7 protein-coding genes are annotated in these 13,347 nt (G+C 69.6%); 5 read left to right on the forward strand and 2 right to left on the reverse strand.

Features of this window, described 5'->3' with window-relative positions; genetic code table 11:
• The first annotated feature begins 60 nt into the window (after positions 1–60).
• A complete protein-coding gene (gene egtD, locus ACTOQ1_RS31650; protein WP_440071625.1) occupies positions 61–1,041 on the forward strand; it encodes an L-histidine N(alpha)-methyltransferase in 981 nt (326 codons plus the stop codon).
• Positions 1,042–1,137: 96 nt separating this feature from the next.
• Here the strand turns inward: egtD and ACTOQ1_RS31655 are convergent, their stop codons facing one another.
• On the reverse strand, positions 1,138–2,679 hold the full coding sequence (locus ACTOQ1_RS31655; protein WP_440071627.1) for a methionine--tRNA ligase: 1,542 nt from the start codon (positions 2,677–2,679) through the stop codon (positions 1,138–1,140).
• Between the two features lie 534 nt (positions 2,680–3,213).
• Here ACTOQ1_RS31655 and ACTOQ1_RS31660 point away from each other — a divergent pair.
• Together ACTOQ1_RS31660 and ACTOQ1_RS31665 are read left to right on the forward strand one after the other, a co-directional pair.
• Positions 3,214–4,152 carry a hypothetical protein gene (locus ACTOQ1_RS31660; RefSeq protein ID WP_440071628.1) on the forward strand — a complete coding sequence of 313 codons (939 nt, stop codon included), beginning with the start codon at positions 3,214–3,216 and terminating at the stop codon, positions 4,150–4,152.
• A 360-nt stretch (positions 4,153–4,512) separates the two neighbouring features.
• Positions 4,513–4,962 (forward strand): hypothetical protein, encoded by a 450-nt coding sequence (locus tag ACTOQ1_RS31665; RefSeq protein ID WP_440071629.1) that lies wholly within the window; start codon positions 4,513–4,515, stop codon positions 4,960–4,962.
• Between the two features lie 222 nt (positions 4,963–5,184).
• On the opposite strand, the gene ACTOQ1_RS31670 is transcribed toward ACTOQ1_RS31665, so the two are convergent.
• Positions 5,185–12,084: a LamG-like jellyroll fold domain-containing protein gene (locus ACTOQ1_RS31670; protein WP_440071630.1), complete on the reverse strand. Its 6,900-nt coding sequence runs from the start codon at positions 12,082–12,084 to the stop codon at positions 5,185–5,187.
• Positions 12,085–12,684: 600 nt separating this feature from the next.
• On the opposite strand from ACTOQ1_RS31670, the gene ACTOQ1_RS31675 reads away from it, so the two are divergent.
• Positions 12,685–12,921, forward strand: a complete 237-nt coding sequence (locus ACTOQ1_RS31675) for a DUF2945 domain-containing protein (protein WP_440071631.1) — start codon at positions 12,685–12,687, stop codon at positions 12,919–12,921.
• Positions 12,914–13,243, forward strand: coding sequence for a DUF3140 domain-containing protein (locus ACTOQ1_RS31680; RefSeq protein ID WP_440071632.1), 330 nt, complete (start codon positions 12,914–12,916; stop codon positions 13,241–13,243). The genes ACTOQ1_RS31675 and ACTOQ1_RS31680 overlap by 8 nt, the downstream gene beginning before the upstream one ends.
• Positions 13,244–13,347 lie beyond the last annotated feature (104 nt).

The raw sequence follows: 13,347 nt of genomic DNA on the forward strand, positions 1-13,347 counted from the left end.
AAGCACAACCCGGCCACGGACCGGCGAGCGGGATCGTGGCCCACACACCCAGGAGGCCCCGTGTCCGTCAGCCAGTCAGCCATCAGCCTGGTCAACCATCTCGGCCGCGACCATCTTCGCCAGGCACTCGAACACGACGTCCGCGCCGGGCTGACGTCGACGCCGAAGTGGCTACCGCCCAAGTGGTTCTACGACGAGGCGGGCAGCGAGCTGTTCTCCCGCATCACCCGGCTGCCCGAGTACTACCCCACCCGCCGCGAGCTCGCCATCCTGCGCAGGGAGGCCCTCGACATCGCCGTGCGCGGCGGCGCGGACACCCTGGTCGAGCTCGGCTCCGGGACCAGTGAGAAGACCGTCCTGCTGCTGGACGCCCTCTCCGCCACGGGAACGCTGCGCGTCTACACACCGGTGGACGTCGACGCGGTCACCCTGGGCGAGGCCGCGCACCGGCTCGCCTCCCGCTACCGGGGCCTGACCGTGCGCGCGATCTGCGCCGACTTCGAGGTGCACCTTGCCCTGCTGCCCCGTACGGGACGGCGGATGGTGGCCTTCCTCGGCGGGACCGTCGGCAACCTGGCCCCTGCGGCACGCGAGGTGTTCCTCAAGGAGCTGCGCGCCACCCTCCGCCCCGGCGACACCTTCCTGCTCGGCGCGGACCTGGTCAAGGACACCGACCGGCTGATCGCCGCGTACGACGACGTGAGCGGGGTGACGGCCGCCTTCAACCGGAACGTCCTGCACGTGATCAACAGGGAGCTGGACGCCGACTTCGAGCCGGACGCCTTCGAGCACGTCGCGCTGTACGACGCCCGGAACGAGTGGATCGAGATGCGGCTGCGCGCGAGCCGCGCCATGCGCGTGCGGATCGGCGACCTCGGCCTGCGGGTCTCCTTCGCGACAGGGGAGGAGATGCGGACCGAGATCAGCGCCAAGTTCCGCCCGGAAGGGCTGCGGCGGGAACTCCTCACGGCCGGTTTCGGGATGATCCGCCAGTACACCGACCCGACCGGCGACTTCGTCCTCGTCCTGGCCCATCCGTGATCCGCGGCCGCCGCGACGCCCCCACGCCGCCCGTCGCCGTCGCGTCACGGTGAGGACCGTCAGGACACGGGTCCCGGCAGCCGTACGCGGTGACGGTCAGGGCACGGCTCCCGGCTCCGGGACGGTGATCCTCCGGAAGACCGGGCACGGTTCGGGAATCCTGCCGTCCCGGGCCGTGCACTGCGCGGCGATCCGGGCCGCCGTACCCGGCAGGAAGGGCGCCAGCTGATCGCCCAGCGTCTCGCACGCCCGGACGAGGGCTGCGAGGACGGCGTCGAGCCGGACCGTGGCGCCGGGGTCGCCGTCGCGTTCGGCCCGGGCCAGCGCCCAGGGCCGGCTGTGGTCGACGTAGCGGTTGGCCTCGTCCACGATGGCCCAGACCGGCGCGGTGGCCCGGCGGAACTCGAAGTCGTCCAGGGCCACGCGGACGAGATCCGGCGCCCGGCGGCAGGCCGCCTCAAGACCTTCCCCTCCCGGCGCGCCGGTTCCGGGCCCCGTCCGGGGAACACGCCCGTCGCGGTAACGGTGGACCATGGTGACGACCCGGTTGACGAGGTTGCCCAGCCCGTTGGCGAGCTCGTCGTCGGCGCGGGCGACGAGCCGATCGACCGTGAAATCGGCGTCCCCGACGCGGGGCACCTCGCGCAGCAGCCACCAGCGGACGGCGTCGGTGCCGTACTCCCCGGCCAGGGCGACCGGGTCGGCCGCGCCCCCGCCGGATTTGCTGATCTTGCGGCCTCCGGCGGTGAGGTAGTCGTGCACCACCACGTCCGTGGGCGGCGGCTGCCCGGCCGACAGCAGCAGCGCCGGCCAGTAGACGGCGTGGAAGCGCAGCACCCCCTTGCCGACCAGGTGGACGCGGCGGCCGGCGCCGGTCCACCAGCGCCGGTAGTTCTCCCCGCCGGTGCCGTAGTCCAGGGCCGTGACGTAGTTGCCGAGCGCGTCCCACCACACGTAGACGACCTGGCCGGGATCGCCGGGAACGGGGATTCCCCACCCGCGGGCGCGCGCGGTCGACCGGGAGACCGAGAGGTCATCCAGACCACCGGCGATGAAGCCGAGGACCTCGTTGCGGCGTTCGGCGGGCTCGACCCTCAGGCGCCCGCTGGAGACGAGGTCGTGGAGCCGGTCCGCGTAGCGGGAGAGACGGAAGAACCAGTTCTCCTCGGCGACCCGCTGGGGCTCGACGCCGTGTTCCGGGCAACGTCCGCCGGTGAGCTCGGCCGGGGTGTAGAACTGCTCGCAGCCGACGCAGTAAAGGCCCTCGTAGTGCTTACGGTAGAGGTCACCGGCGTCGGCGCAGGCCCGCCAGAGCCGCTCCACCCCGACCCGGTGGCGGGGGTCGCGGCTGGTACGGATGACGTCGTCGACCGCGAGCGCCAGCGGCTCGCGGAGCGCGACGAACGCCTCGGCGTTGCGGTCGACGAACTCCTGGACGGCGACACCCGCGGCCTCGGCGGCCAGCACGTTCTTCAGCGAGTTGTCGTCGGTGCCGGTCTGGAACCGCACCCGGTCGCCCAGCGCCCGGCGGAACCGTACGAGCACGTCGGCCTGCACGAGCTCAAGCGCGAACCCCAGGTGGGGACGGGCGTTGACGTACGGGATGGTGGTGGTGACGTAGATGTGCGGTGTGGTCATCGGAACCTCCGTGAGAACGGGGGCTCCGACCGGCGGGAAAAGCGTCGAGGCCCCGTGAGCGGGCCTCGGAAACGATCGTCCGTGCAGCGTCAGCGGCCCCGTGAGCGGGGCATCGTCACCTGGTGCGCGGACGCGTTCATGCGGTCAGGTTAACCCCCGCCGCCCGGCACGAGCAGGTGGTTTTACAGCCCGTGACCGTTCCTGTTCATGCAATGCCTCTGAACTGCGGCGACATCTTGTTCGGCCATTACAACCATCAAGATCATTGCGCGCATGTCGCACGGGTCCTCGGCCCCCGCGTCATCGCCGTGCGGCTCCCACTGAGCTTTCACCCACAATGGAGGTCTTTCAGGCGGGGGACGGCGCTGAATTGCAACTGGAAAGAGAATCCTGACGCGCGCGGACGCACGCGCCTCTCCATTCAATCACCTCGGAGCCGAATGTCCCCATCGCAGGCATGACCGTGTCGGCATCGTTGCGTCCAGCCTTGACAACCTCGGGATGCCAACGTGAGCCTGGGACGGGAGGCAGCGGGTGACGAGGCAGACAGCGACCAAGCGCGACGATGAGGATGATGACGTCGTGGCGCCGGAGGGCGGGCGTTTCCTCTACCCGATATGCCGGTGGACCGTCACGGTGATCCTGCTGCAGTACGGCTTCGCCAAGCTCTTCGGCGCCCAGTTCACCGTGCTCGACTCCGAGCTCGACAAGCCGATGGGCACGGTGAGTGGATTCTGGCTGACCTGGTACTACTTCGGTTACTCACCGCTCTTTGGCAATCTGATCGCGCTCTTGCAGATCGGCTTCGGCCTGGCGTTGGCGTTCCGTCGCACCACGCTGCTCGGGGCCGTGGGCGCCGCACCGTTGCTCGCCGGGATCACCGTGCTCAACGTCTCCTACGGGATCGCCTACGACGCCCTGGTCATCGCTCTGATCGGGGCCTGCTGCGCGAGCTACCTGTTGTGGAAGCACCGCCGGGAATTGGCAGCGGTGTTCTGGGACGGCCAAAACCGGGTCGCGCCCCGCTCGCGACGTACGCGCCCCTGGTGGGTGCACGCCGTGCTCGTGGCGCTCCTGCTCGCGATTCCGGCTTCATGCTCGTACTACGTCGCCAACTACAACAACCGGTCGCCCACTCCGCTCGACGGCACATGGGACGTGACGGCGGGCACCTTCCGACCCTCGGGCCTGTCCGGTCCGGCCGAGCGCGTCTACTTCGAACACAACCGCGCCCACCAACTCGTCCTGCGCAGCGGACAGACGCGGCAGACCCACCACTTCGAAGTCGATCCGGTCACCGCAACGATCGGGATCTGGCGGACGTGGCTCAGCAAAGGTGAACAGCTGCTGTCCGGGCGGTACGACCTCACCGATGACCGGCTGGTGGTCACCGCCACGGATCTGACCTCCGGACAGCAGCTGCGCTGGGAGCTGCGCCGCGTGCCTTCTGAGCAGCTCCGCCGAGACCCGTAACCGGTGGCGTGGCCCCCAGGGACCGAACCCCCGCCCGCAGTTGATCGGCACGATCACCCGTAGCCCTCCGGCGACAACACGCCCCGCAGGATTCGAAACTGCGACCGTCGGATTGGATGTGGAGCGCCGTTCCTCCGCTGGTTGGCTCGCTGATCTGCTGTATCTCACGTGACCTGCTGTGTAGGTGGCGCGACCGTTCCGTATATGCTCCGGATCTTGGTCTGTCTCGGACTAAGTGAATACCGCATCGGGTGGTCACGCCCCTGCACCTGGTGAGCTCGCAGGTCGATACTGCCGTCCCCGCGGAGTGCATTCCCCGATCCCGTGGTCGCGATGGCGACGAGGATCCCAGTGCGAACCGTGACGCAGCAGCGAAACGGCCAGGTCGGGGTGAGCGGCGGCCCAGACGTCATCGAAGACGAACCACTGGCGGTGGCCGAAGTACTCATCGATATGGATGGTCATCTGAGCCACGTGCTCGCTCTGCCGGATGATCGTGCGGTGCGGATCGCGACCCCGGGAAGGCTCGAATCCCTCCAGCAGGCCTCGCGCGATCTCGTATGCCTGCTGGTGAGCGCCGCATGTTTCGGAGATGTCCTGCTCGAAGTCGGGCCAGCGGTTGCATCGCTCCAGGGCGGGCCCGATCTCGTTCTCACCGGGTGCGACGAGGGCGCGCAGGACGGCCAGTTCCCCGGACCGCTCGTCGATCGGGGCGTCCGTCCGATGCGTGACCGGAAGCGCGGGCGGTGGCGATCTCGATCTGCCACAGAGCCCGCGCTTCGGTGCGGCCCGAGAACTTCGCGCTGTTGAACGAGGGCCATGCCGCCGGAGAAGATCGCGTCAGTGAAGTCGGCGTCGTTGGTGAAGACCACGCCTGTGAAGTCCGAGTCGGCACCGTGCCGGGGAATCGGGGGCTCTCGTCTTCATGTGAGTGGCGATCAAGCGCAAGATCGTGGCGCGCACCTCGGCAATGGACCGCCAGGCCGTGTAAGAGGCGACGTCGTCCCCGCCGCGGTTTCCGGCAGGATCGGCCTACCAGTTGCTGTCGTCCATGGCGCGGAGCTGCCAGCTCTGGTGAGCCGACCCCACCCAGTCCCACGTCTGGATCGCCGCCCCGTCCGTCTGCAGCGCGCTGTAAACGGTCAAAGCCAGCCCGCTGTGCTTGGCGACGATGCCGAAGGACCCGTTGCCCTTCGGGACGAGCCTGAACTTCTGGTGGTCGGCCGCCTCCCATCCCCGCTGCTGCACCCCGGTGCCGTTCACCGTGCCCGCTCCGGCGACGGTCAGCGCCTTCCCGCTGTGCTTGGCGATGATGGCGTAGTAGCCGTCGCTGACCGGGCTCAGGGAGAACTTCTGGTTGCCGCCGCCGGCCCAGGTCGCCATCACGACCTGCCCGCCGTCGGCGAGTGAGGACTGGGAGACGTCGATGACCTTCTCGACGTGCCCTGCCACGATGTGGGCGCGGGCGGGGACGGGGGGCAGGGCCGGAGCGGTGGACGCGGGTGGGGAGGCGACCGCGGCGACGGAGGTGCCGGAAGCGGTGGACTCCGTCGTGAGGTAGTAGTCGGTGAGCAGGACGGCGATGTCGTTGATGTGGGGGATGAACGCCGGGAAGTGCTCGGAGATGACGGACTTGGCCTTGGCGGTCAGGTCAGTGGGGTTGCCGATGGAGGTGCCCAGGTAGGGTTCCAGGCGCTTGACCAGGGCGTAGGTGCTGGTGATCTTCTGGGTGGCCATGACCTGCTGCAAGGACGCCTTGGCGCCGGGGGTGGTGGGCAGGACCCGGCTGACGAAGGTGACGCGGTGCAGGATGCGCCAGCAGGGCGGCTTGCGGTCGCTCTGACGGGCCCGCTTGAGCGCCAGGGCGTTGGGTTCGGTGCTGCGCTCCAGCCACTCGGGGTCGATGACCTTGCCGTAGAAGTCCTCGAAGTTGTCGGTGCTGGTGTCCAGGTAGAAGCTCATGAACCGGTAGGCGTCGACCCGGCCGGGCACGAGGGCGGGCTTGCCGTCCTTGTCGAACAGCGGGGTGTCACCGTCGAAGCGCTGGAGCTGGCGGCCGGGGGCGCAGTTGACGTCGAGGCTGAAGGTCCGGGTGGCGTCCTGTGACTTGCTGCGGGTGACGCTGTATCCGGTGCCGAACGACGCCTCCACGCCGAACTTGCAGCCGGTCCCGACGACGTCGAAGCTGACCGCGAAGTGGCCGCCGATGGTGGCGTTGAAGGAGTAGGAGCCGGTGACGGTCTCGGTGACCTGGTCGGTGGTGCCGGTGGTCTCGGCGAAGAATCCTCCGGCGGCGGTCCACACGTAGGTGTTGGCGATGTTGCGCCGGGAGGCCGACCGGGTGGCGTTCCTGAGCGCCTCGCGATCGACGCCGGGCTCGATCTCCGCTCCGGTCCCGCCCATCATCCCGTTGAGCACCTTGGCGGCCTGGGCGCGGGTCGGGTCGGGAGCGTGGGTCTCGGTGGAGACCGAGTCGTAGAAGCTCTGCAGCTGCTGCTGCTCGCGCTGGATGCGCTTCCTGAGCCGGTAGGCCTCACCCGGCCGGTAGTAGCTGAACTCGCCGCGCAGACCGTCGGCGGCGTTGGGGAAGTGGGGATCGGCGAAGGGCCGCAGCTCCTTCGCAGTGCCCTGCTCGGCGAAGCCGACCACTCCGTCGAGGGTGCCCTGCTTGGTGTAGCGGGGGTTGATCGGGAAGGGGATGAGGTTCCAGTCGCGGGGGATGTCGGGGCTGGGCAGCATCCGGTAGGCGACCAGGGCGCCGCTGTGCACCAGGCGCAGCGCGTAGAGGTCGGCGGTCTCCGACTGCACGACGGCGAAGCCGGTGTTGGCCGGGACCCAGCGCCGCCCCGCGGCCGGGTTGACCTGCCGGCGTGCGTCGGGGTCCTCCCACCCGCCGGTGAGCTCGACTTTGCTGGTGCGGGTCGTGTTGGTGCCCTGCGAGACCCGTGCCTCGTTGCTCCAGCTGTTGGAGAAGTCGAACTGGGCGTTGAAGCCGTATTCGAAGGAGGTCGAGCCCGCGGGAGTGGCAGTGCCGACACCCAGGGGCGCCTGGACCGTCATGACGTCGCTCTTCGTCGAGTAGTCGAGCGAGAGCTTCACCGAGGTGTCGACGCTGTGTTCCTTCTGCGACGACAGGGCGTTGACGACGTTGTCGGCCTGCACGAACGCGACGGACGAGGCGTTGCCGTAGTCGGTCCCGCTGGTCACGAGGTTCTCCGACGGGACCGGCGGGGCGCCCTCGATGTAGCCGATGAGCTGCGGGTCGAACTGCGCCTGACCCACCCAGGTAGTGGTCAGCTCGCCGACCTTGTACCCGGTGACCAGCACCCATTTCCTGGGTTGCAGGTAGGAGTAGGCGCGCTTCATCACCCCGAACGTCATGCCCTCGACGTTCTGCTGGACGTCGCCGTACTCGGTGGCGGCCGGAGTGCGGGTGGTGGTGGCGTGGAAGGGGCTGCGCAGGCCGGTCAGCGCCGAGCGCACCTCGGCGGTGTCGGAGGAGATCGGCGCGCTGGACAGCACGATCTTCGGGGCCGGCGTGGACTGGGTCAGGTGATTGCCGCCCAGGCCGGCGTCGTGCACCTGCGCCCCGGCCGCGGTGTCCTCGATGCCGAAGGGGTAGTAGGCGAGCAGGTCCTGCCGGTCGCCGCGGATGCGGCCGAACATGTTGTCCAGGATCTGCTCCTGGGTGCGGGCGCTGCGCCACACGCGGATCTCGTCCAGGTCACCCGTGTACGCCTCGCCGTACCCTGTCGTGAGCCTGCGGGCGGCCACGGCGCTGTGTGCGGGGCTCTTCTTCACGTCCATCAGCCGGCTTCCCTGGTCGGTGACCAGCTTGGCGGGAGTGGGAGCGCCGTTGCGGTAGAAGGTGAACCGGTTGCCCGCGGGGTCGCGGGTGGCGACACGGGTGACCGCCGACAGCGTGGCCGGGTAGGAGCCGCACAGGTCGGCCGTCTGCGTGCCCTTGGACTCGGGGAAGGTCCACCAGGCGGTCAGGCCGGTTGCCTTCGTGGTGATCGGCGCGGCGATCTGCTTGGAGTTCCTGGCCACCGACCAGATCCGCACCTCCGTCAGCACGCCGCGCAGCCCGAACGCCTCCTTGCCCACCTGGTGGCTGCCGAGGTGGACCGGCGCGTCGTTGCCGACCGGCTTGGCCCCGCCGTACTCGTGAGCGTTGCCGACGATCTTGCCGTTGACGTAGAAGCAGATCTCCACCGAGCCCGAACTGCTGGTGGGGTTCTTGCGCGTGACCGCGACCTTGGTGAACTCCTTGGGCTTGAGGAAGGCCCCCGACAGGTAGGTCTTCTGCTGCCCGTCGCCACCGGACCCGGCCTCGAAGCCGAAGGCGAGCTGCCCGTCGGCCTCGACATACAGGCTGTACGGCACGGCGCGGTGGAGACCGGCGCCCATCGCGCCCTTGCCCACCAGGCCCTGCCTGAAGCCCAGGGTGTCCAGGCTCACGAACGCCTCGATCGTGAGGTCCTCGACGAGGTCCAGACCGCCGGGCCCGCCCGCGTCGAGGTGACCGCTGCCGTCCATGGCCATCGCGCGGCTCTGCTTGAACGAGACGGCCAGGTGCGCCCACTCCTCCAGCGCGAACGGTTCGGTGCCGCGCACGATCTGGTCGTTGACCCCGGCCAGCAGGACGTAGCCGCTCTTGCCCGACGGCAGCGGCGCCTTGTCCAGGCCGAGCGAGTAGCGGAAGCCGTTGCCGAGGTCGGTGTTCAGCACCCGGACAGGCCCGTCGACGAAGGTCGGGAAGGCCCAGGCCTCGATCGCCAGGTCTCCCGGCGCGGCGAGCTTGGCCAGCTTGGAGGCCTCGGAGATCTCCAGGCGGTGCTGGTCGATGGCGTCGAAGGAGAAGGCGCGTCCTGGCGCGTCGCCCTGCCAGCGCGGCACGAGCGGCCCGCGCAGATCCGTGGCGGTGCCGTCGGCCACCGGCGCGACGGCGGCTCCGGCGTCGGCCCTGACCAGGAGCGAGCCGCCGGCCAGCGAGACGCCCGGGGTGCTGCAGGAGGCCTGGGTGTAGTCGTAGACCGCCTTGCGAACCTTGGCGCCCGGCTTGGCGGTCAGGCTGCCGGTGGTCAGGGTGAGCTGCGGCGAGCCGGCCTGCGAGGCGGCGATTGTACGGATCTCATCCCCCACCGTGATCGCCGAGCCGGGCGGGAGCGCGATGACGAGTGGCTCCACCAGCAGCACGACCTTGTCCTGGACGGCCAGGAGCGTGCCCAGATCCGCGCCCTGCACCGGTCCGTTGAGCACGGCGGCCAGGTGGTCGGCGCGTTGCGGCACCTTGGTGTAGGTCTCCGTCACCGTCCCCTTGGACACGGTCACCGTGCACGTCCCCGAGCCTGCCGCGCTCACCTTCACCGAGAAGTCGGCCAGAGCCGCCGAGATCTCGCGGCTGGTGAACCGGATCGCCCCGTCGGTGACCTTGAGCTGCTTGACGGCGGGCGAGACGGTGGTCGGATAGTAGGCGGCGAAGAACTGCCCCGTGCCGCCGCGGAAGTACAGCACCACCTCCCCCGCCGAGCTGTCCAGGAGGGAGGGCGGATCGTTCGTCCAGGCGAAGGCCAGCATCGCCCCGAGCACGTTCAGCCCCCAGCGGTCCACGCACACCGAGGGCATCGGCAGGACCTCTCCGGCGCCGCCCTGCATGCCGCCGGTCAGCGTCGCCAGCACGTTCTGCGCCGCCGTCAGGGCGGCCAGGTCGGCGCCCAACCGGCGCCTGGCGGCGTCCTGCTCCAGGAACCGGGTGGCGAGCGTCTCGGCCTCGGCGAGGAGGGCGCGCTCCTGTTCGCGCTGGCTCTGCCTGGCCGGCCCGACGATGTTCTTGTTGAGATCGTGCATGGTGAACCCGGGCAGCCCGCCGTACACCACGTTCTGGATGTCGGCCAACCGGGCCGAGGTGGATATCAGTCCGTCCGCCAGCGCCTTGTCGGTGTAGTAGCGGCCGCGGGCCTCGGTCACGGCGCTCTCCGCGGCCTGGCGCTGCTCCAGGCCGGCCGTGGAGCCGGGCTTCCCGACCCAGGTCAGGTCGATGACCCCTGGCGGCGTGGCCAGCCTGCCGTCCTGCGAGACCGCGAGATCCAGGGCGGCCACGAAGCAGCGGTCGGCCGGCTGCCCCTGCGGCGGCGGGCCCGACATGGCGAGGGTCAGCAGCACGCGCCCCTGCCGCTTCTCCTGGGCGGTGGCGGTCCCGTACCCGGTCACCACGGGCTCCTGCTGGTAGAACAGCGTCGCGGCCAGGCCGGAGGCAGGGGTACGGCCGGCGATGGCGAAGCTGGACCGCACCACCCCCGGGCCGTCGAACAGGGGCGCGTCCGAGGTCACCCAGGTCGGGCCGGCACCAAGGACGTCGGTGCGGATGCCGGTGTTGCCGGTGAAGGCGTTCACGCTCCGGTCGGCCAGCCTGTCGCCCATGCCCTCGTCGAGGCGGAAGTAGGCGTACAGGCCGGGCTCGTCGCCGGTCGGCCGCCGCTCCCTGTCGGCGAAGTCGGTGCGGGCGACCTTCCACACCCGGACCTCGTCGATGTCGCCGGTGAACGGGTCGAAGACCCTCGGCCCGGCAGCCATGCCCTTGCCGATGTGCAGCATGGCCGTGTACGTCACCGCGGCCGTCGAGGGCTGGGCGCCCGCCTGCGCCCCGTTGAGGAACAGCCGCATCTGCGACCCGTCGAACACCGCCGCCACGTGCGAGTACACGCCCAGCGGCATCGGCGAGGCCGACACGATGGTGTCGGGACCGTGGACGAACTCGAGCCTGCCGTCGGCGGTCAGTCCCAGCTTGACGGACAGGGACAGGTCGGAGGCCTTGCCGACGCGGCCCACGATGAGGCTCTTGGCCGCCACGGTGGGCTTGACCCACACCTCGATCGTGTACGGCCCGGCGGGCGCGGCCATGCCCGCGTTGCCCGCTGCCACCGGACCGGTTCTGGCGCCGTCGAAGCGCAGCGCGGTGCCCGCCCGGTCGCGCGGTCGCGGCACCGGCACCAGCGCCCGCCCCGTGTGCGAGTCCATGCCGGGCGCCCGCTCCAGCACCGAGCCGGCGAACTTGGGGTCGGGGCTGGTGTAGAGCTGGGTGCCCTCGACGTTGAACAGGCCGTCGGTGCCCTGTTCCAGGTTGTAGCTGTGCAGTGCGGAGCCCTCGACCGCGAAGATCTGCCAGCGCGCCACACCCTGCACCGAGGTGGGCAGGAGCAGGACGGTGAACCGCCCTCCGCTCAGTTTCCTCACGAACGACAACTTCTGGGTCGGCTCGTAGAACAGCTGCCCCTCCATGTCGCGGGTCCCCAGCGTGTCACCGCCCGAGGCGGGGCTGGTCCTGCTGCGGCTGCGCTGGTAGCGCACCTCGACCACCGGCCTCAGCTCCGAGCCGACCAGGACGAACCGGTCGCACAGCAGGGAGCCGTCCGTCTGCGCCGTCGCGACCCCGTTGAGCAGGCGCGGATGGCCGGCGTTGCCCGATGACAGGCCACCGGTCAGCGCGTACACCGAGCCCGGCTCGCCGGCGGCCACGGACTGCCGGAACACCAGGATGTGGCGGCCGTCGGACATGGCCTGGATCGGGACGCCCGCCGTCAGGCGAGCCGTCGTCGACAGGAACGGGTCCCTCTCCCCCGCCAGCAGCGTGTCGGGGGGCGTGACCTCGTCCCCGCCCATCTTCTTCACCGTCGGCATGACCTTCACCGGGGAGTTCTCGGCCACGTCGACGATCTCGACCGGAAAGGGCAGCGGCTGGGGATCGTTGTTCCAGTACGCCGCGTCGAGCACTCCGCGTGCCCGGTCGGCCTGGTCCAGGCCGAGGACGGTGTAGTGGATCCTGCGGTCGACATCGATGGCGAAGGCCACGACCTTCCCCTCGTGCCGCACCATCGCGGTCGCGATGTACTCGCGGTCGCTGTAGACCTTCACCAGGTTCTTGTTCCGCATCGCCGAACTCCTCGCCTCCACAAGCCCGCAGAATGAATTTAGGCAGCACGAAGCCGCATCCAAATAAAATGAAATTCCCGCAGCCGATAATGGGCACGAAACAATCAGGGATTTCCTGGTGAACACCAGGCCATGCCCTGCATTCGGCACCCTCCCCTCACCGAAATGCGCCTCTCTCACCCCCCGATGAAAATGGCGCCAAGTGCTCACACTGCATCGAAATCAACAATCAAGCAAGCCAGGTCTCTCTAACTCCCTGGCAATCTCCCGACGATAGAGTGCCGCTCGCCGGGTGACAGCCGATGTCCGCACTGCGGGGCCGGCCCCCGTCCCACGCCGTGCAGGCCTCCTCGCGGAAACCGATCATCGCGATGACCGTGAAGATCACGCGCTCTTCTTCACGCGCAGGCCGGGCGTCCCCGACCGCGCCCCGTTGAAGGCCGACGCCGGGCCAAGGCGGCAATCGGCGAGTAACCACCGGCCAAAGACGAGCCCTTGACCACCCCGCCCCCATCGATCGTTGGGGCGATCCGATCCAGCGAAGCACCAGTTCAGGGCCGGCACGACGAGTTCCGAAGGGGTACGGGGTATGGGGAGGCCATGACCGACAAGCGCAGGCAGGACGAACCCGAGGTGGGCGACGACGTCACGTGGGAGAGCCACGGCTCGACGACCTCGGGCAAGGTCGAGAAGAAGATCACGAAGCGGACCGAGGAGGCGGGACGTACCGTGGACGCCTCGGCCGACGATCCGCAGTACCTCGTGCGCAGCGACAAGAGCGGCAAGACCGCCGTACACAAGCCGTCGGCACTGCGCAAGAAGGACCGCCGTGACTGACGACGGCGAGCGGATCGCCGCGGACTTCGGCCAGGCGGTCAACATGACGGCCGCGGAGCTGGAACGCTGGCTGGAGACCGAGGAGTCCAAGCGCGTGGGGGACAAGTCAGGCGGCGAGGAGTCGACAGGTCACCGGTCCGGCCGCCGGATCGCCGAGATCCTGCGGAAACGGAAAGACGACCTGGACGAGGACGACTACGCCCACATGCGCAAGGTGACCGGCTACGTCCGCCGCCACCTGACGCAGCGTCCGTCCGGGGACGTCAAGGAGACCCCGTGGCGATACTCCCTCATGAACTGGGGGCACGACCCGCTCAGATGAGCGGTGTGCCCCGCACTCGAAAGGCCGGACGTCTCCCCCGAAGCCGCGCCGGACCTCCTGGCGGGTTCGGCCCGGCCGACGGCGTAGACCGTCGTTCGCGACCG

Origin of the sequence: Streptosporangium sp. OZ121, assembly GCF_051918885.1 — a bacterium.
Taxonomy (GTDB): Bacteria; Actinomycetota; Actinomycetes; order Streptosporangiales; family Streptosporangiaceae; genus Streptosporangium.